14 protein-coding genes are annotated in these 19,464 nt (G+C 70.1%); 8 read left to right on the top strand and 6 right to left on the bottom strand.

The window, feature by feature from the left end; genetic code table 11:
• Window positions 1-37: 37 nt before the first annotated feature.
• Window positions 38-646, top strand: a complete 609-nt coding sequence (locus tag KYK13_RS04450) for a DUF2378 family protein (RefSeq protein WP_223642231.1) — start codon at window positions 38-40, stop codon at window positions 644-646.
• Here the strand turns inward: KYK13_RS04450 and KYK13_RS04455 are convergent.
• On the bottom strand, window positions 637-1,572 hold the full coding sequence (locus tag KYK13_RS04455; protein ID WP_223642232.1) for a pirin family protein: 936 nt from the start codon (window positions 1,570-1,572) through the stop codon (window positions 637-639). The two genes, KYK13_RS04450 and KYK13_RS04455, sit on opposite strands and share 10 nt — an antisense overlap.
• 377 nt (window positions 1,573-1,949) lie before the next feature.
• Here KYK13_RS04455 and KYK13_RS04460 point away from each other — a divergent pair, with 377 nt between their 5' ends.
• Window positions 1,950-2,945, top strand: coding sequence for a hypothetical protein (locus KYK13_RS04460; protein WP_223642233.1), 996 nt, complete (start codon window positions 1,950-1,952; stop codon window positions 2,943-2,945).
• Between the two features lie 93 nt (window positions 2,946-3,038).
• Here the strand turns inward: KYK13_RS04460 and KYK13_RS39195 are convergent, their stop codons facing one another.
• A complete protein-coding gene (locus tag KYK13_RS39195; RefSeq protein WP_223642234.1) occupies window positions 3,039-3,227 on the bottom strand; it encodes a DUF1778 domain-containing protein in 189 nt (62 codons plus the stop codon).
• A gap of 216 nt (window positions 3,228-3,443) precedes the next feature.
• Here KYK13_RS39195 and KYK13_RS04470 point away from each other — a divergent pair, with 216 nt between their 5' ends.
• Both KYK13_RS04470 and KYK13_RS04475 read left to right on the top strand, forming a co-directional pair.
• The gene (locus KYK13_RS04470) at window positions 3,444-7,787 is read left to right on the top strand and encodes a DEAD/DEAH box helicase (RefSeq protein ID WP_223642236.1); all 4,344 of its coding nucleotides are present in this window, start codon (window positions 3,444-3,446) and stop codon (window positions 7,785-7,787) included.
• A 91-nt stretch (window positions 7,788-7,878) separates the two neighbouring features.
• Window positions 7,879-8,403, top strand: coding sequence for a hypothetical protein (locus KYK13_RS04475; protein WP_223642238.1), 525 nt, complete (start codon window positions 7,879-7,881; stop codon window positions 8,401-8,403).
• A gap of 5 nt (window positions 8,404-8,408) precedes the next feature.
• On the opposite strand, the gene KYK13_RS04480 is transcribed toward KYK13_RS04475, so the two are convergent.
• The 3 genes from KYK13_RS04480 to KYK13_RS04490 are packed head-to-tail and all read right to left on the bottom strand — an operon-like array spanning window position 8,409 to window position 10,660.
• A complete protein-coding gene (locus KYK13_RS04480) occupies window positions 8,409-9,929 on the bottom strand; it encodes an IS66 family transposase (protein WP_223642240.1) in 1,521 nt (506 codons plus the stop codon).
• A gap of 46 nt (window positions 9,930-9,975) precedes the next feature.
• A complete protein-coding gene (gene tnpB, locus KYK13_RS04485) occupies window positions 9,976-10,341 on the bottom strand; it encodes an IS66 family insertion sequence element accessory protein TnpB (RefSeq protein ID WP_223642242.1) in 366 nt (121 codons plus the stop codon).
• Between the two features lie 4 nt (window positions 10,342-10,345).
• Window positions 10,346-10,660: an IS66 family insertion sequence element accessory protein TnpB gene (locus KYK13_RS04490; RefSeq protein ID WP_223642244.1), complete on the bottom strand. Its 315-nt coding sequence runs from the start codon at window positions 10,658-10,660 to the stop codon at window positions 10,346-10,348.
• Window positions 10,661-10,806: 146 nt separating this feature from the next.
• Here KYK13_RS04490 and KYK13_RS04495 point away from each other — a divergent pair, with 146 nt between their 5' ends.
• The 4 genes from KYK13_RS04495 (at window position 10,807) to KYK13_RS04510 (ending at window position 17,988) form a co-directional block, all read left to right on the top strand.
• Complete coding sequence (locus KYK13_RS04495) at window positions 10,807-11,952, top strand: AraC family transcriptional regulator (protein WP_223642246.1); 1,146 nt, start codon at window positions 10,807-10,809, stop codon at window positions 11,950-11,952.
• Window positions 11,953-11,962: 10 nt separating this feature from the next.
• Window positions 11,963-13,873 carry a S41 family peptidase gene (locus KYK13_RS04500; protein ID WP_223642248.1) on the top strand — a complete coding sequence of 637 codons (1,911 nt, stop codon included), beginning with the start codon at window positions 11,963-11,965 and terminating at the stop codon, window positions 13,871-13,873.
• A gap of 261 nt (window positions 13,874-14,134) precedes the next feature.
• Window positions 14,135-15,520 (top strand): ammonium transporter, encoded by a 1,386-nt coding sequence (locus KYK13_RS04505; protein ID WP_223642250.1) that lies wholly within the window; start codon window positions 14,135-14,137, stop codon window positions 15,518-15,520.
• A gap of 317 nt (window positions 15,521-15,837) precedes the next feature.
• A complete protein-coding gene (locus KYK13_RS04510; protein WP_223642252.1) occupies window positions 15,838-17,988 on the top strand; it encodes a hypothetical protein in 2,151 nt (716 codons plus the stop codon).
• A 12-nt stretch (window positions 17,989-18,000) separates the two neighbouring features.
• Here the strand turns inward: KYK13_RS04510 and KYK13_RS04515 are convergent, their stop codons facing one another.
• Window positions 18,001-19,461 carry a glutamate synthase subunit beta gene (locus KYK13_RS04515; protein ID WP_223642254.1) on the bottom strand — a complete coding sequence of 487 codons (1,461 nt, stop codon included), beginning with the start codon at window positions 19,459-19,461 and terminating at the stop codon, window positions 18,001-18,003.
• Between the last annotated feature and the right edge of the window lie 3 nt (window positions 19,462-19,464).

Consider the following 19,464-nt stretch of genomic DNA (forward strand, 5'->3'; position numbering starts at 1 on the left):
CCTTCCGGATGCGCAGGGGCGCCCCCACCCTGGGGGCATGGTCCCATCCGAAAAGCAAATCTTCGCCCAGAGCGTGGAAGCCCTCTTCGTGCGTGCGCTGGGGCCCTACCTGACGCGTGACGGACGCCAGAAGCTGAAGGCCGCGGGCCTGAACCTGTCCGAGCCGCTGCGCCCCCACTACTCGCTGGAGCAGTGGCGGTCCTTCCTGGACATCGCCGCGCGGGACGTCTTCCCCGGCCAGGCCCTGGAGGCGGCCTACCTGGAGCTGGGCGCCCGCTACCTGAAGGGCTTCCAGCAGACGTCCGTGGGGCGGGCGAGCATGCAGCTGGTCACGCACCTGGGCCCGCAGAAGACGCTGGAGCGCGTGCCGTACAACCTGCGCGCGGGCAACAACTTCAACGAGGTCCGGGTGGAGGAGCTGACGAAGCAGGACGCCACCCTGTGGGTGAAGGACGTGCTGGCGGACAACCCCTTCTTCGCCTGCGGCTTCCTGGCGGAGACGCTGCGCGCGTCGGGCGCGGGCTCCCCGGAGGTGAAGCCCATCGCCTTCGACGGGACGGCGGCGACGTACCGGCTGACGTGGTCGCAGGCGACGGCGCAGCGGCCCGCGGGCACGCTGGCGCCGGTGCGCCGGCTCTACGGGTAGCGCACGGGCGCGGGCGGATCATCCGGCGGCAGGGGGATGAACTCCGTCTCCGTGGGCACGGGGGCGAAGCGGCCCTCCTTCCAGTCCGCCTTGGCGGCCTCCAGGCGGTCCTTGGAGGACGACACGAAGTTCCAGAAGAGGTAGCGCGGGCCGTCCATGGGCTCGCCGCCCAGGAGCATCATCCGCGCGGAGGACTCCGCCTTGAGGATGATCTCACTGCCCGGCTTGAAGACGAGCAGCTCGCCGGGTTGGAAGCGCGTGCCCTCCACGTCCAGGGTGCCTTCGACGAGGTAGAGGCCCCGCTCCTCGTATTCGGTGGAGAGCTTCAGGCGGGAGCCCGCCTCCATCTTCGCGTCCGCGTAGAAGAGGTCGGAGTGGGCGCGCACGGGGGACCTGCCGCCGTGCACCTGGCCCGCGATGACGGTCAGGTGGACGCCCTCGCCGTCGATGACGGGCAGCGTGTCCGAGGGGTGGTGGACGAAGGAGGGAGCGGTCTCCTCGTGCTGCTTGGGGAGGGCGACCCAGGCCTGGATGCCGAAGAGGCGGCCGCCGGCGGCGCGGGGCTCGGGGGCGGTGCGCTCCGAGTGGGCGATGCCCTGGCCGGCGGTCATCCAGTTCACGGCGCCAGGGCGGATGGGCTGCACGAAGCCCAGCGAGTCGCGGTGGAGGATTTCGCCCTGGAAGAGGTAGGTGACGGTGGACAGGCCGATGTGCGGATGGGGGCGCACGTCCAGGCCTCGGCCGGGGTCGAAGTCCGCGGGGCCCATCTGGTCCAGGAAGATGAAGGGGCCGACCATGCGTCGGCGCGCGGAGGGCAGGGCGCGGCGCACGTGGAAGCCATCGCCCAGGTCGCGCACGCGCGGGACGATGAGCGTCTCCAGGGAGGGCGGGGGCTCACGGCCCTGCAGGTCTTCTTCCCAGCTCATGGTGTGGCTCCTTTTCGGGGGCGCAGTGTGCCCCACTTCATGCCGTCACGTGCCCTGCTTCGTCGATGTCGTGTGCGTGTTCGTGGATACAGACGAGCCCCGCGGTGCAGTCCGCGTTCGTGTCGCGAAGGTGCGTACCGGAGGAGGAGCAGCCCGCGAGCGCCAGCAGGCTCGCGAGCCCCAGGTGCCACGGCCTCAGGGGGAGGCAGCCTTTCGTGGAGTGGGAGCCGGCCTGTGTGCCGCGCGCATCCCAGGACGCACCCGGAGGGAACCGTGAGCCGCACCTGGCGGCGGACCGGGTGGCATGCGTGAAGCGTCGGGCTTTGAGGCCGCGGGGTTTTCCACCGGTGCGGGCGCGCGCTTAACCTGCGCCACGCATGAACCCCTGGCTCACGACGCTCGCCATCGTGGCGCTTCTGGTGTTGGCACCCATCCCGCTGCGGGCCTGGCGGCGCGATCGGCTCCGGCGTCGCTGGCGGGCGCTGGGGCCGAAGCTGGAGCTGTCCCCGCCGGAGGCGTCCCCAGGCACGCTGCTGGTGGGCCGCTATCGGGGGTATCCGGTGGAGGTGTTCCTGGCTCGCACGGGGGGCTCGCGGCTGCGGCTCCTCCTGGATGCGAAGCTGCCGGAGGGCTTCGCGTTGACGCCCCAGCGGCGGGGACCGCGGGGTGTGTCGCCGGTCCAGGACCTCCAGGTGGGGGAGCCCCTGCTGGACGCGGCGTATCTCATCCAGGGGGCGAATCCGGCGGCCGTCCTCCGGTTGCTCAAGGAGCCCGCCGTGCGGGCGGCGCTCCTCGCGCTTCAACAGCAGGGTGTGCGGGTCCATCTCGCGGGTCAGGAACTGCTCGCCCCGGTGCGAGGAGCCTTCAACGAGGAGACCTGCCGGGCGCTTCTGCGGGACCTGACGCGGGTTGCGTCGGCGCTACGGGAGGCGGCGGAATCGCACCGCTCGCAGGCGGATGCCGCACGGGATGCGGCCCGGAGGGAAGTCCCCATTGTCGGGAGCAGGCATCCCGTGCCCGCGCGCAGGGACTTCCAGGAGCAGGCGGCGCTGCGCGAGCTGTTCAATGCACGGTTGACGCGGCACAAGGCGTTGGTCTTCGGGGGCGGTTTCGTGGGGCTGCTGGTGGGCGTGCCCTTGTGGCTCTGGGCGCGGCACATGCCGCATGAGGGATGGGACCTGACCGGGCTTCCCTTGATGTCGTTCTTCGTCGGAGCCGCGTCGGCTTACGCGTGGAGCATCCGGTACCTGCTGCTCTGTCCGTCGTGTGGGAACGACGTGCGCCATGAGGTGCCGGATCCAGAGACGCCGGATGCAACCATGATCGAGCTGTCGCTCGACCGCTGTCCGCACTGCGATCTCCGGTTGCGGTGAGCGGTGCGACTTGAGGTCACGGGCCTCATCGGCGTTGGTGGTCGCCTTCACGGACTGGCCTGGGAGGTCCGCCGTTAGAAGGACAGAAGGACGTCAGCGAGCTTTCTTGCGCGCAAGCTCCCGCAACCGGGGCAGGGGCTTCGCTGGCTTCTCCAACGCGTCCACGAGCCGGTCGAAATCATCGGCAAGCAGCACGACTCGGACTGCCTCGCGTGCTGTCCATTCCTGCCGGTTCGTGGAGGGCGGGTCGTCTTCTTCGAGCGTTGGAAGTTTTGGGGCCATGGCTGCAACGGAGCCGAGTGCTGACGCGGTGTTCTACGACGATGTGACGCCTGCCCGCCTGAGCACCCTGTGCCCCGCTGAGAAGACGAATCCGTCGCCAGTTCAGGGGGATACGCAGAGCCTCCAGTCTCCATGACCCGGCGGCCGCAGTCGGCACCCCCCGTCCGTTGACGACGCGCTGTACCTGTGTTCAGGCTGGCTTCTCGGGAGCCCGCCATGTCCCCTCAAATCGCCCTCGCCTTCACGTCGGAGTCCGCGGCCCATCCGGCGCTCGCCGCCTTCCATCCGGTGGTGCGGCGCTGGTTCGCCTCTCGCCTGGGCGAACCCACCCGTCCGCAGATTGAAGGCTGGCCCCTCATCCACGCGGGCCATGACGTGCTCATCGCCGCGCCCACCGGCAGCGGCAAGACGCTCACCGCGTTCCTCGCCGCGCTGGACTCGCTGTTCCGCCTGGCGCTCGACGGCACGCTCTCCGACCACACCCACGTCCTCTACGTGTCGCCCCTGAAGGCCCTGGGCAACGACGTGCAGAAGAACCTCCTCCAGCCGCTGGAGGAGCTGATGACCCTGGCGCGTGAGGAGGGCTACGAACCGCAGCAACTTCGCGTCCAGGTGCGCACCGGCGACACGCCCGCCGGCGAGCGCGCCCAGATGGTGCGCCGCCCGCCGCACATCCTCATCACCACGCCGGAATCCCTCTACCTCTACCTCACCGCCGAGCGCGCCCGCGCCACCCTGCGCCACGTGCGCACGGTCATCGTGGACGAAATCCACGCACTCGCCCGCGACAAGCGCGGCAGCCACTTCGCGCTGTCCATGGAGCGCCTCAAGGCACTCACCGACGTGCGCCCCCAGCTCTTGGGCCTGTCCGCCACGCAGAAGCCGCTGGACGCCATCGCGGGCTTCCTCACCGGCGCGTCCCTCACCGAGTGCAAGCGCGTGGAGGTGGGCCACCAGCGCCCATGGGACCTCACGGTCGAGATCCCCGACGCGGAGCTGTCCTCCATCGCGAGCCACGAGATGTGGGGGCAGGTCTATGACCGGCTGATCCAGCTCTCCAGCGAGCACCGCACCACGCTCATCTTCGTCAACACGCGCAAGATGTCCGAGCGCGTGGCGCACGACCTGGGCGAGCGCCTGGGCCAGCAGTGGGTGGCCGCGCACCACGGCAGCATGTCCCGCGAGATGCGCCTGTCCGCCGAGGAGCGCCTCAAGGCTGGCCAGCTCCGCGTGATGGTCGCCACCGCGTCGCTGGAGCTGGGCATTGACGTGGGCAACGTGGACCTGGTCGTGCAGTTGGGCACCACCAAGGCCATCTCCGTGCTGCTCCAGCGCGTGGGCCGCGCGGGCCACCACAAGGCCGGCATCTCCAAGGGCATCCTCTTCGCGATGACGCGCGACGAGCTGGTGGAGTGCGTCGCGCTCCTCAACGCCGTGCGCGAGGGCGACCTGGACGCGGTCCGCATCCCCAAGAAGCCGCTGGACGTGCTCGCGCAGCAAATTGTCGCCGCGTGCGCGTGCGAGGAATGGGACGAGCGCGCCCTCTTCAGCGTCTTCCAGCGCGCGTACCCGTATCAGGACCTCACCTGGGAGGAGTACCAGCAGGTGCTGGAGATGCTCTCCGAAGGCGTCGCCGAGCGCCGCGGCCGGGGCAGCATCCACCTGCACCGGGACCGGGTGAACCAGCGGCTCAAGGGGCGCCGGGGCGTGCGCATCACCGCGCTCACCAACGGCGGCGCCATCCCGGACACGTTCAACTTCGCCGTCATGGCCCAGCCCGAGGGCAAGGTGGTGGGCACGCTGGACGAGGACTTCGCGGTGGAGTCCTCGCCCGGGGACATCTTCCTGTTGGGCAGCACCGCGTGGCGCATCCAGCGCGTGATGGGCGCCACCGTGATGGTGGAGGACGCGAAGGGCGCGCCGCCCAACGTGCCCTTCTGGCGCGGCGAGGCGCCGGGCCGCACGGATGAGCTGAGCCTCCAGGTGGGCCGCCTGCGCGAGGAGCTCCTGCGCCACGACGACCCCGCGGGCTTCCTGGAGAAGCTCTTGCGCGTGCCGCCGCCCGCGGTGGACGCGCTGCTGGGCTACCTGCGGCTGGGCCGGAAGATGCTGGGCGACGTGGTGCCCAGCCACAAGCAGATCGTCGCCGAGCGCTTCTTCGACGAAGCGGGCGGCATGCAGCTGATCATCCACGCGCCGTTCGGCAGCCGCATCAACCGCGCGTGGGGCATGGCGCTGCGCAAGCGCTTCTGCCGCTCGTTCGACTTCGAGTTGCAGGCGGCGGCGACGGAGGACGGCATCCTCTTGAGCCTGGGGGAGCAGCACTCGTTCCCGCTGGCGGACATCTTCGACTTCCTGCATCCGGACAACGTGGAGGAGGTGCTGGTGCAGGCCATCCTCCAGTCGCCCATCTTCGGCACGCGCTTCCGCTGGGTGGCGTCGCGAGCGCTGACGCTGTACCGGGTGATGGGGGGCAAGCGCGTGGCGCCGAACCTCCAGCGCGCGCGCAGCGAGGACCTGCTGGCGGCGGTGTTCCCCGCGCAGGTGGGCTGCCAGGACAACCATGGCGGCGCGGACGTGGAGCTGCCGGACCATCCGCTGGTGAAGCAGACGATGGACGACTGTCTGCGCGAGGCGATGGACATCGAAGGGCTGCGCGAGGTGCTCCGGCGCATGAAGGACGGGCGCATCCAACTGGTCGCGCGAGACGTCCCGGAGCCGAGCGTCTTCGCGCACGCGCTCATCAACAGCCAGCCCTACACCTTCCTGGACGACGCGCCGGCCGAGGAGCGCCGCGTGCGCAACGTGGCCCTGCGCCGCGCGATGCCGGCCGAGGACGCGGCGGCGTTCGGAGCGCTGGACGCGAACGCCATCCGGCAGGTGGTGGAGGACGCGGCGCCGCCGATGCGCGACGAGGACGAGCTGCACGACGCGCTCCTCCAGCTCGTGCTGGTGCGAGCGTCGGAGGTGCCGCGAGGCCTGGAGGTGGGGCTCTTCAAGCAGGGCCGCGTGGCCTGGCTGGAGCGCGAGGGTGGGCGGTTCCTGGTATCAGCGGAGCGTGGCAACGCGGTGCGAGCGCTCTTCCCGGACGCTCAGACGCAGCCGGTACTGCCGGTGCTGGAGTACGACCGGCCGGTGGAGCGCGACGCGGCGGTGCTCCAGGTGGTGCGCGGGCGGATGGAGATGGTGGGGCCCACCACGGTGGTGGAGCTGGCGCGGCTCACGCTGTTGGATCCGGACGACATCAACCTGGCGCTGCACAACCTGGAGAGCCAGGGCAGCGTGCTGCGAGGCCAGTTCCGCGCGCAGGACGACGTGCCGGTGCCTCGGGACGCGGACGGGAGCCCGGTGCTGGAGTGGTGTGACAGGCGTCTGCTCCAGCGCATCCACCGGCTGACGGTGGGGCGTCTGCGCCGCGAGATTGAACCGCTGAGCCCGCAGGACTTCATGCGCTTCCTCTTCCGGTGGCACCACCTGGAGGACGTGGACGCGCTGCGGGGCTCCACGGGATTGCTCAAGGCGGTACGGCTGCTTCAGGGGTACGAAGCGCCGGCCTCCGCGTGGGAGCGTTTCCTGCTGCCCGCGCGCATGCGGGGCTACACGCCGGACCTGATGGAGCGTGCCTGCTACGCGGGCGAGGTGGCGTGGGGGCGGGTGACGCTGAAGGATCCGCCGAAGCCCCCGGGGCCGCGCCGGGGCGCGCCGGTGGAGGCGCCGGAGCCGGTGGTGGCGAAGCGCTCATCCCCGACGCGCAACGCGCCGTTGACGTTCACGGTGCGCGAGGACCTGGAGTGGATGCTGGCGGCGGCGCGTCCGCACGCGGTGTTGGCGGACGGGGGCGTGTGGATGCCGCCGGACCTGAGCGCGGCGGCGAAGGACGTGGTGGGCGTGCTGGAGCGGCGGGGCGCGTGCTTCTTCCAGGACCTGGTGACGCGGGCGAGGCGGCTGCCGGCGGAGGTGGAGGACGCGCTGTGGGAGCTGGTGGCGAAGGGGCTCGTCACGGCGGACGCGGTGCAGAACCTGCGCATCCTGCAGAGCCCGGCGCACCGCAAGCGGCAGAAGCTGCTCAACCGGGGCGGGCCGGGCCGCTGGAGCCTGCTGGCGCCGTCGGAGCCGAAGTCGCAGGAGGAGGTGACGGAGTCGCTGGCGAAGCTGTTCCTCCAGCGCTACGGCATCGTCTGGCGCGACCTGGTGATGCGCGAATCATTGGCGCCCACGTGGAGAGACCTGTTGTTCGTCTACCGGCGCATGGAGGCGCGGGGCGAGCTGCGAGGAGGGCGCTTCGTGTCGGGCTTCGTGGGTGAGCAGTTCGCGCTGCCGGAAGCCGTGGACATGGCGCGAGCGGTGCGACGCGCGCCTCCGTCAGGCATGCGCGTCCAATTGTCCGGAGTGGATCCGCTGAACCTCACGGGCGTGGTGACGCCGGGCCCGCGCGTGGCCGCGCTGCCGAACAACGTCGTCACCTACGTGGATGGGATTCCGCAGGGCGTGGACGCAGTGGAGGACGCGTCGGAGAACGAGGACGCGGAAGTCGATGGAACGCTTGCGCAGGTGAACTGACTCCCGGGCGGGGTTGGGGCGCGCCGGGCATCGTGAGTAGGATTCCGAAGGGGCGACTTCGGCACGACGCTCGGAGAGCGGTGGACCACGCATGCGTTTCAAGAGGACCCTTTGCGGCCTGACGTGGCTGCTCATCCTGGGCAGCGCCTGCAGGCACGTGAGCGCGGAAGAGTCGCTTCAACTACGAGATGAGCTGGAGCGTGCCCTTGATGCCGATGCGCTGTTGGTGAGTGACATCTATGCCGGGCGCGACAACTTTGAAGCCTTCTTGAGAAAACATGGCGAGAAGGCCGTGACGTTCTTCGAGCGGCTCGTGAAGGAGGCCGCGAGATCCGGGGACGATGGGGACTCCTTCCAGATTAGAGCTGCCATCGACGGACTGGTCTTTCTGAAAGATAAACACGCGAGGCAAGCACTTGAGGAGCTGGCCTCGAGCGACAAGGTGGACTCCTACCTTTCACGAGAGGCTTTCGATGCACGGGTCAAGCTTTCGCCCGGGAGTGAGCGGCTGGGAATTCTCGTTGCTCGCTTGCAACGTAACCGTCCGGCCAGTGACGTGCTGGAAGGATTGAAGACGGACCACGACCGTGCTCAGCGGGCGCCGCGAGGAGCGTGAGTTGTTCAGGGACTGGGCTGGAGGGGCGAAGCGGGCGGGTCGGCGGTGCGTCGCCGCATCCACTCGTGGGGTAGCAGTTCACCGATGCGCGCATTCGGGTGCGTCTGCACCCGCAGCAGGACATCCGCGAGGTACGCCTCGGGGTTGACCTGGTTGGCCTCGCAGGTGGCGACGAGGGCGTAGAGGCCCGCGAGGTTCGCGCCCGCGGCCTCATGGCCGACGAAGAGGAAATTCTTGCGGCCCAGGGCGGCCTTGCGCAGCGCGGCCTCGCTTCGGTTGTTGTCCAAGGGCAGACGCGCGTCGGAAGAGAAGCGCGTCAGGGCGTCCCACTGCTTCAGCGCGTAGGAGAGGGCCTGGCCCATGGGGCCCCTGGGCAGGTGGCGTGGGGCCTGGGATTCCATCCACGCACGCAGCGCAGTGAGGACGGGGAGACTTTGCTGCTGGCGCAGCGCTTGGTGCGCGTCCGTGCGCACGACGCCCGCGTCGCGAGCCAGCGCCTCCACCCGGTAGAGGGCCAGAATGAAGTCCAAGGCCTCGCGGGCCTCGGGCGCGGTGGGCAGCGCCTCGAAGAAGCGGCGCCGCACATGCGCCCAACACCCGACGCGGACGCGCCCTTCGGGCGGCGTCACCGCGTTGTAGCCGGTATAGGCATCCACGACGAGGGCGCCCCGGGTGCCGCCCAGCACGTCCTTGGGCGTCGTGCTGGCCCGGCCGAGGCTGAAGCGGTAGCCGATGAGCCACTCGCCCGTGGGCGTCTGGGTGAGGAAGGTCCAGAGGTAGCCCTGGCGTGTCTTCTTCACGTCCAGCACGCGCATGGGCGTCTCGTCGGCCCACACCACGTCCGCGGACGCAATGCACTGCAGGAGGTGCTGCGAAAGAGGCAGCAGCACCGAGGCGGCCTGGTGGAAGAGGTCCGTCAGCGTGCTGCGACTCATGGGCACGCCGCTTCTCTCCACCCGCTGGGCGAGTCGGTGCAAGGGCATGGCGTCCGCGCACTTCGACGTCACCACGTGGGAGAGGAAGCCCGGGCCGTACTCGCCCCTGTCCACCACCCGGGCCGGAGGCGGGGCGGTGACGACGCCCCGGCCGCACGCGCACGCCAGCACCTCCTGCACGTGCACCTGCTTCTCGAAGCGGGCGGGCACGTACTCGTACACCACCGAGGTGCGGCCCTTTCCCAGCGGCTTCAAGTCCTCGCCGCCGCACGCCGGGCAGTGGCGCTCCTCGGCGGGAACCGCGTGGCGAATCTCTCGCGCCGGGGCCTCCTCGGCCTTGCGCGCGGCCCTCTCTTGCCGCTTCTGCTTCGCCGCCTCGGCCCGGGCCGCCGTCGAATCCGCGTCCCCTCGCAACTCAGCCGCCACCGTCGGCAGCTTCTCCGCCCTTTGGCCGAAGACGTGGCGCTGCAGGGCCGCAAGCTGCCCCTTGAGGGCGTCCACCTCCCCGCCAATGCGGCTCACCTCGGCCTTGAGCTCCTCGGCTTCCTCGCGCCAGGGGCAATGGTGGTCGAGAGGGAGGACTCTGGGCACGCCAGGGGAACACGCCATGGCGCGGAGGCGTCCCGGGACAGGTGCGTCAGCTGCCCGTGCGCCCGGGAGGCGTCCAGGCGGGCTGGCGCCTCACCTGGGCCACGTCGATGCCGTCCAGCAGCATCGCCAACTGCGTGGCGTCCAGGTGCACCGCCTGCGCGCCCGCGTCCACCGGCGGCAGCCGGAAGCGGCCCGCCTCCAGCCGTTTGTACAGCAGCACGAAGCCGCCCCGGCTCCACGTCAGCACCTTGATGCGGTCACCCCGCCTGGAGACAAAGGCGAAGAGGTGGCCCGAGTAGACGTCCTCTCCCCATGCACCGCGCACCAGCGCCATGAGGCCATCAATCGACTTGCGCATGTCCACCGGCTCCACCGCCAGCACCACGCGCACCGAGGCCGGCAGGGCGAACACCGCCTCACCGCCCCAGCGCCGCGACGAGCCGGGCCACGTAGCCGACGTCGGTGCCCACGGCGAATCGCACCCGCGCCCCGCTCGCGGCCACCACTTCCAGCAGGGACTCCGTCGCCGAGGGACTCCTCGCCACCTGCACCGGCAAGAGTCTCACCGGCTCGGCTCGGCTCGTCGCGGCACGTCGTGCCCGGTACACCCACGACTGCAACGTGCTCAGCCTCACGCCTCGCTGCGCTGAGAAAGCCTTCTGCGTAAGCCCGCTCGCCTCGAACGCTTCCGCGACGCGCGCCCACTCCGGCTTCCCCACTGGCTTCGACATGCTCGCCAGGGTCCACCGCGCCGACGCCTCACTCAACGCCTCTCAGCACGTCGTTGGCCGGACGGATACGATCTGTTCTTCGTGTGGTTCTCCCCGAACCCATCGCGCAGCGGCTTGAATGAGCCCAGCCTGGACTGGAGGTATCGGTGATTCGATTCGGACCGTGGAGCACCACCCTGGGGCTGGCCGCGGGCTTTGGCACGCTGGTCTCCGTGCTGCTCCTGACGGCCGCTGGGAACCGCCCGGCGAACCGGCTCCTGGCCGCGTTGCTCGGCGTCTCCGTGCTGCGGCTGATGCCCTATGTGCTGGGCTTCGCGGGCTTCTATGACGCGCATCCCTGGCTGTCGTTCGCGCCGTTCGACCTGGGCCTCGCGACCGGACCGCTGCTCTACCTCTACGTCCGCCGTCTCGTGACGCCCAGGCTGCCCGCTCGCGCGTGGCGGCACTTCGTTCCCGCGGGCGTCATGCTCGGCTACACGCTGTGCGCGTTCGCGCTGCCTCTTGAGCAGAAGCTGCGCTGGAATGACTCCATCCACGAGCCCTGGATTGCTCCCATCGAATCCGCCGCGAACATGGTCTCGCTCGCGGCGTACCTGGTGGCCACGGTCCGCTTCCACGGCCGCTATCAACGCTGGCTCCTGGAGCATGTCAGCGACCAGGACTCGCACCGCCAGCCGTGGATCGCGACCGTGCTCGTGTCGCTGGAGCTGAGCTGGACCGCGACCGTGGGCTTCGCGTTCGTGGACCGGTTCCTGACGCCCCTGAGCTACTACGACCGGTTTCCCCAGTACCTGCTCTTCGCGGCCATCGTCCTCTGGCTGGGACTGGAGGGCTGGCGCCATGCCGGACATCGCTTCCCTCAGTGGGCACTCCGCACTGACGGTGCTCCCGTTCCGGACCGCGACTGGTCCGCCCTGGCCGCCGGTTGGGAAGCACGCATCCGGAGCGCGGGATGGTGGCGCGAGCCGGGCCTGACCCTCTCCGAGGTCGCCCGCCGGCTGGGGACCAATGAGAGCTATGCCTCGCGAGCCTTCAACCGGGGACTGGGCCGCAACTTCAACGCCGTCATCAACGCCATGCGCGTGGCCGCCGTGCAGGAACGCCTGTGCTCCGGTGATCCCACGCCCCTGTTGACGATGGCGCTGGAGGCAGGCTTCGCGTCCAAGGCCAGCTTCAACCGGATCTTCCGCGAGCACACCGGCCTCAGCCCCACGGCCTGGCGGACGGCTCAACAAACGAAAAACCGCGCGCAGCCAGGACTTGAGACGACGGAAGGGGACGTGCCGGCATAGCTCTCCGGCCATGCTGCTCCCTGCGCTGGCCCTGACCCTGCTCCTCGCGGTTCCTCCGCCTCCTTCCAACACCCTGGACGCAGCGAAGGCACGCGCTGACGTCGCGCTCCTCCGTCGCGCGCTGGAGAACATCCATCCAGGCCTCTACCGCTATCGCACCAGGGCAGAGGCCCAGGCTGCCTTCGCCCGGTTGGAGGCAGCGGCGTCCCGTCCCATCACGGACTTGGTGCTCTGGCGGGAGGTTTCATTGCTGATCGCGGAGATCCACTGCGACCACACGAAGGTGGAGCTCCCAGAAGCGCTGGAGGCCTGGCGTCGCACCCAGCCCTCTCACCTGCCGCTGCGCTTCAAACTCATCGAAGGCCGGATGATCGTCGTCTCGAACGATGGTCAGCCCGGCGCTCCACCGCCCGGCGCCGAACTCGTCGCCATCAACGGCATGCCTGTGCCCCGTGTGTTGCCCACCCTGGGCCGCACGGTTGCCTATGACGGGAGCACCGACCAGGCCATCGCCGCGAAGCTGGGGTCGGACAGCGACCTCATGGGAGATGACTTCAACGAAGCCTGGCCCGCCTTCCATGGGTTCTCCTCGCGCTGGGAGCTCGACTGGAAGCGCCCGGGAGAGCGCCAGCTCACGCATGCCACCCTGGAGCCCATCCCGTTCACGCGATGGACCGCGCTGCCCTGGCCGGGAAGCCCCTATCGCGACGAGTTCTACAAGGCCATCCGCTGGCGGCTCGACGGCAAGGTCGCCACGCTGCGCATCGACACCTTCGTGAACTACCGCAACCCCGTGGACCCCGAGTCCTTCCTGGGGAGCTTCTTCAAGACGCTGAAGACCCGAGGCGTGGAGCACCTCGTGCTCGACCTCCGGGAGAGCGGCGGGGGTTCGGATGAGGTGGCGGTCGCGCTGTTGCGCTACCTGCTCCCGGAGCCCTTCGTCTGGTTGAAGCCCGCGCTGCTCAAGTCCATCCGCTACGGAGACCTCTCCCAGCACATCGAGAGCTGGGGCAACCGGCAGGAGTTCTTCGAGCCGCCGCTGGAGGACTTCCGGCGCACGAAAGAGGGCGCCTGGGAGCGGCTGCCTCGCCCGGACGACTCCGCACGGCAGCTCCAGTCCCCCTCGCCGGACCGCTTCACCGGACGCATCACGGTCCTCGCCGGGCCCATGAATGCCTCCGGCGCGACGATGACGCTGGCGCAATTGAAGGACAAGGGCAGCGTGCGGCTCGTGGGGGAGGAGAGCGCCGGCAGCGCGGAGGGTCCCACGGCCGGCCGCATCTTCCTGCTGACGCTGCCCCACAGCGGCCTGCGGATCCGCATCCCCATCGCGTGGAACCAGACGAACGTCGACCACTTCCTCGCGGGCCGCGGCGTCCCCGTGGACGAGACGGTCATCCCCACGCTCCTCGACTTCGAGTCAGGACGGGACCGCGTGGCCGAAGTCGCGAAGGCTCCCACGCCGCTCGCCGTCCCCTCGCTTGCGTCCGTGCTGGCGGGGAACTGGGGCGGCACGCTCGACTACCGCGACTTCGGCAGTGACAGGCGCGTCGTCCTCCCCACGCTGCTCACCTCGACGGGGGAGGGAGACGAGGTCCACCTCGCCTTCACCTTCGATGACGGTCCCCACAAGACCGTCCGCACCTCGCAGGTCCTGTGGATCCGCGCGGACGGCGGCGTGCTCGAAAGTGAAGAAGGCGACGCGGCCCAGGCCATGCGCATCCTCGAACGTCGCGGAGGACCTGACGCCCGCGAGCTGACCGTGGTGGCGGAGGGCTCGGGACACGAGAACGGAGCACCCGTCGAGGTACGAATGGTGCTGCTCCGGCGCGGCGCCGTCCTCTCCCTCAGCCGGCTGACACGGCGTCCCGGGGAGCCGTTCCTGCTTCGCCACGTGTACCGGCTGTCCGCACTGCCCTGAGCCGCCGCCCCGGCAGGCCTCCAGGCCTGTCCGACAGTCGGACAGGTTCGTGCAGTGCGCCCCGGTCGCGCCTCGCTGCACCCGGGGATGCTGCCGGGCCCTTGTCCTGAAGTCTGCTGCTAGAGGCACTGGCTTATGGTGAATTGGACTCCATCTCTTCAGATTTAGACTTATTTCGATTGAAACTAGGCAACGTCCAATTGAAGTTAGCCCGCACCAGGTCTATGTTGCGTTGCGTCAGCTCTTGGGAGAGGTGCGGCGATGCAGAAGTGGATGGCGGTGGTCCTGCTGGTGGCGGTGGGGGTGGCGGGACTGGTGGTGGCCCCGGCGGCGCAGGTGAAGCAGGGCGGCCCCATCAACGCGGCGGACACGGCCTGGCTGCTCACCGCCACGGCGCTGGTGCTGCTGATGACGCCCGGCCTGTCGTTCTTCTACGGCGGCATGGTGCGGCTGAAGAACGTGGTCTCCACGCTGATGCAGAGCTTCATCGCCATGGCCGTCATCAGCGTGCTGTGGGTCGTCGTGGGCTTCAGCCTTTGCTTCGGCGACAGCTTCCACGGCCTCATCGGGGATCCGCGCACCTTCTTCATGTTCAGCGGCGTGGGCGGTGAGACGCACCCGGACCTGGCGCCCACCGTGCCGCTGCTGCTCTTCGCGCTCTTCCAGCTCAAGTTCGCCATCATCACCCCGGCGCTCATCACCGGCGCGTTCGCGGAGCGCGTGCGCTTCAAGGCGTACCTGCTCTTCATGGTGCTCTTCAGCCTCTTCATCTACGCGCCGCTCGCCCACTGGACGTGGCACCCGGAGGGCTTCCTGCGCCAGTGGGGCGTGCTCGACTTCGCGGGCGGCACCGTGGTGCACATGTCCGCGGGCCTCGCCGCCCTCGCGGGTGCCATCGTCCTGGGCCGCCGTCAGGTGCACCTGACGCACGCCACGCATGCTCCCGCCAATGTGCCCTTCGTGATGCTCGGCACGGGCATGCTGTGGTTCGGCTGGTTCGGCTTCAACGCGGGCTCCGCGCTGTCCGCGTCGTCCCTGGCCACGCTGGCCTTCGCCACCACGAACACGGCCTCCGCCTCCGCGATGCTCGGGTGGATTGCGTTCGACTGGCTGCGCGGCCGCAAGCCCAGCGCCATGGGCGCCTGCGTGGGCGCGGTGGTGGGCCTGGTCGCCGTCACGCCCGCCGCGGGCTTCATCACCGTGGGGCAGAGCATCGTGGTGGGCCTCGTCGCCAGCTTCGTCAGCAACGCCGCCGTGCACTTCAAGAGCCGCACCGCGCTGGATGACACGCTCGACGTCTTCCCCTGCCACGGCCTGGGCGGCATCGTCGGCATGATCCTCACCGGCGTGCTCGCGAAGGACGTGGGCCTCATCCATGGTCAGACGCACACCTTCCTGATGCACATGCTGGCGCTGGTCATCGTCTCCGTCTTCTCCTTCGTGGGGTCGTTCATCCTCTACAAGATCGTGGACCGCATCGTTCCGCTGCGCGTCACCCGTGAGCAGGAGGAGGAGGGCCTGGACTTGAGCCAGCACGGCGAGACCGTGGGCGAGGTCCCCACCGTGACGCTCGCCCCGCCCGCGCCCGCCGCGAGCGCGCCTGGCACGCCGGAGCCTGCCGCCCCGTCGGAGCCCGTGCCCGCGTAACATCGTTCCCCAGTCAATGCCGTGCGCACGGGGCCCCTCGCTTCACGCGGGTGGGCCCCGTGGTGCGTTGGGGCTCCGAGCGTACAGGCCCCGCGAGGCAGGAAATCTGTCGGGAAGGGGATGCGTGGCGTCCTCGCGGCTCATTCGCGCGGGCAGCTCCCTGTTCGGGGCCTGACTGCGACCCGTCATGGGGGCGACGTCTCCTCAGACACTTCGTGCTCGCGGCGTTCCCTCAATGCCAGCCATCCCGCGAAACGGCTGGCATGACTGAGGGGAAGTGCATGCTTCGGAAGTGCGAGGAATGGAGAGTCGCCGCCGTGGGAGCCGTGCTGTTGATCTGCGGTTGCGCGAAGGAGCCGGTGCAGGTGCCTTCGAAAGAGGGCTCCCTGGAGGAGGCGCGGAGCGACACTCGGAGCCTGGACGAGCTGCCGGTCGTGCCGGGCCTGTCCGTCGCCGGAGTCTTCGCGCAGAAGCTGGAACAGCCCACGGCCCTGGGGGAGACGATGGCCGTGCACGTGAAGCTGCCACCCCCGGCCAACGCGGCGCTCGCGGGCAGCCTCGTGCGCGTGGTCGGAGACCCGGCGCGACCCACGGTCCTGTTTCACTCCGACACCCTGGTCCGGCTGGGCGCGATTCAGTCGAGCCCCGGCCCCGACTTCTTCACCTTCTTCTCGCGGGTCCCGGACTCGGAACTGGAGCGTCGTCAGGAAGACGAGCGACGGCTGGCCGCGGGCGAGTTCGGGATGCCCACCCGGGAGACCGTCCTGTTCAACGGCCGCCACCCGGTTGCCCGTGGCGAAGGGCTCCCCCTGGACGCCAACGCGTTCGCGCAGGGCGCGCTCGTGCCCCAGACAATCTGTCCGTGGATGCCGGCCTCCACCCAGGCCTGGTGGGACCGGACGCAGGTGATCCGCGACCCGGCCGTGGTGCTCGACCCGGCGCGCACGTGGGACCCGTGCACGGGCGCGGGGAAGAAGGGCGGGGTCTGGACGTTCGCGCACCTCATGCGGGAGATGGCGCATGGCTCCGGCTCGCGCCCGGAGGCTTTCGTGCTGAGCTGGCTGTCGCTCTGGCTCAATGACTTCCAGGCCAACGGCGACACGGTGCCCGCGCGCCGCACGATGTATGACGAGGTGATTGCCCCCTGGGCCGCCGCCAGCGGCGCGTCCTCGTCCCTCCAGTTCAATGCCGCCACGGGGCGCTGGGAGGTGGCGTTGAGCAAGCCCCTGGACCTGGACATCGCGCCCTTCCGGCTGCTGGCCATCGTCAACCGCATCGACCTGGCCGGTACCTCGAGCGACTCCGGCAAGCCGTCCAACCCGGGCGAGCTGCGCTTCATCTTCGGACTGACGCGCCCCTCGCCCTGGGGACGTGGCACGGAGGCGACCTGCAACCTCAAGCCCTTCACCGCCAACTTCGAATACGGCGTGCCGGGCGATGGATGCCAGTCGGTCGTTGGGTGGGCGCGGCAGTGGACCGCGCTGGGGATATCTCCCTTCCTCGACGCGACCTATCGGGCGCGGCTCGAGCAGATGACGGAGAGCGTCGTCCAGCGGGGGCAGGCTCCGGGGAAGGGAAACAAGAACGCGCTCAACCAACTGCGCACCAACGAGGCCGCCCTGGCGCTGCCGTGGGAGATGCGGGAGTTCCATCTGGCGGACGAGCACCCCGTGACCGGCATCGACACCCCTTCCAACGGGCTGCTGCGCGTCCACACGATGGCGTTGACCCCGGATGACGCGACCCACGACTCCCAGACCGACCCGGACGTGGACCTCTTCGTGCGCACGGTCGTCAAGAACAGCGTCGAGCAGCCCGTGACGCTTCCGGCGCGCTGCGCCGCGCACTTCACGCTGCCCCGCACCGTCAACGGCAGACCCTTCCTGGGCGCCAACACGCTGGTGGGGCCCCCCACCCACTGGCGGGCCGTCAACGCCGTCTCCACCGACGCCGCGGAGGTCTGCGCGCGGAAGGAGTTCTCCCTGAACACCTGCAACGGCTGTCACTTCGCGGACACGGGCACGAATGACTTCTCGGGCGTGGACAACCTCGCCTTCACGCACGTCAGTCCCACGTCAGGCATTCCGGCCCGGCTGTCGAAGTTCCTGACGGGCGGGGGCAGCGGCTCCATGTTCGTCGTGCCGGACGCCCAGTTCGGAGGCCCGGTGGCATCGTGGCCGTACGCGGAGCTGCTGCGCCGGCACCAGCGGCTCCAGGAGCTGGCCTATTGCACCACCTGCGGATGGTTCCTCGGCCCGGACGCGGGCTTCCTGGACCAGCTGGCGTCGCTCGCTGGGGGCGTGCCCCTGGACGTGCCACCCGGCGCACCGCGGCCGGCGCTCACGGTGAGCCCCATCCGCGACATCGGCGTGGTGCAGCGACTGCTGGAGCTGCGCCCCAGCTTCAGGACGCAGCCCCAGGAGCTGCCGCTCGACTTCCTCCAGCCGCCCGCGGCCCGCGTGCACTGACGGGACGCGGCGCTAGAACGCGCAGTCCTGGCCGCGCGTGGGCAGCGCGGAGGCGGCGCCGGACAGCCAGGTGTCCAGCGCGCGCGCCGCCTCGCGGCCGTCCGCGAGCGCCCAGACGATGAGGCTCGCGCCCCGGCTGGCGTCGCCCGCGCAGTACACGCCCGGCGCGGAGGTGGCGAACCTCGCGTCCACCTGCACCGTGCCGCGTGGAGACAGCGTCACGCCCAGCTCCTCCACCAGCCGGTCCGTGTCCGGCCCGGTGAAGCCCATGGCCAGCACCAGCAGGTCCACCTCGAACACCTGCTCGGAGCCAGGGACCTCCACCAGCTTCATCGCGCCGCCCGGCTCGCGCTGCACCTCCACGCGCACCGCGTGCAGCCGCTCGAGCTGACCGTCCGCGCCCTCCAGCCGCTTCGTCATCATCGCGAAGGCGCGCTCGCCGCCCTCCTCCTGGCTGGACGACGTGCGGAACACCAGCGGCCAGCGCGGCCACGGGTTGTCCTTCGAGCGCACCTGCGGCGGCGCGGGCAGGAGCTCCACCTGCGTCACGCTCACCGCGCCCTGGCGCAGCGCCGTGCCCAGGCAGTCCGAGCCCGTGTCGCCGCCGCCCAGGATGATCACCCGCCTGCCCCGGGCCTCCAGGCGCGCGTCCGGCGGCGCGCCCGCCGTCACCACCCGGTTCTGGTGCTCCAGGTAGTCCATGGCCTGCACCACGCCGGACAGCTCGCGGCCCGGGACGTCCAGCTCGCGGGCCTTGCGCGCGCCCAGCGCCAGCACCACGCCGTCGTACTGCTCGCGCAGCGCGCGCCAACCGGGAGTGACCGCCACGTCCTCGCCGGTGCGGAAGACGATGCCCTCCGCCTCCATCAGCGCGAGCCGGCGGTCCAGCACCGCCTTCTCCAGCTTGAAGTCCGGGATGCCGTAGCGCAGCAGGCCTCCGGCGCGAGCGTCCTTCTCGTACACCGTCACGCTGTGCCCGGCCGCGTTGAGCTGCGCCGCCGCCGCCAGGCCCGCGGGCCCGGAGCCCACCACCGCCACGCGCTTGCCCGTGCGCCGCGCCGGAGGCCGGGCCTTCACCCAGCCCTCCGCGAAGGCGCGCTCGGAGATCTCCTTCTCCATCTGCTCGATGGTGACCGCGTCCCGGTCGATGGCGAGCACGCACGCGGCCTCGCACGGCGCGGGGCACAGCCGTCCGGTGAACTCCGGGAAGGTGTTGGTGCGGCTGAGCACCTGGTACGCCTCCTTCCACTGGCCCCGGTACACCGCGTCGTTGAAGTCCGGGATGAGGTTCCCCAGGGGACAGCCCTGGTGGCAGAAGGGGACGCCGCAGTCCATGCAGCGCCCCGCCTGCCGCTTCGCCTCGTCCGCGGGCAGCGGCAGGTGCAATTCACGCCAGTCCTCCAGGCGCTCCACCTTGTCCCGCTTGGGCGCGTGGACGCGCTGCCACTCCATGAAACCCGTGGGCTTGCCCATGGC

Source organism: Corallococcus sp. EGB (assembly GCF_019968905.1).
Lineage (GTDB): Bacteria > Myxococcota > Myxococcia > Myxococcales > Myxococcaceae > Corallococcus.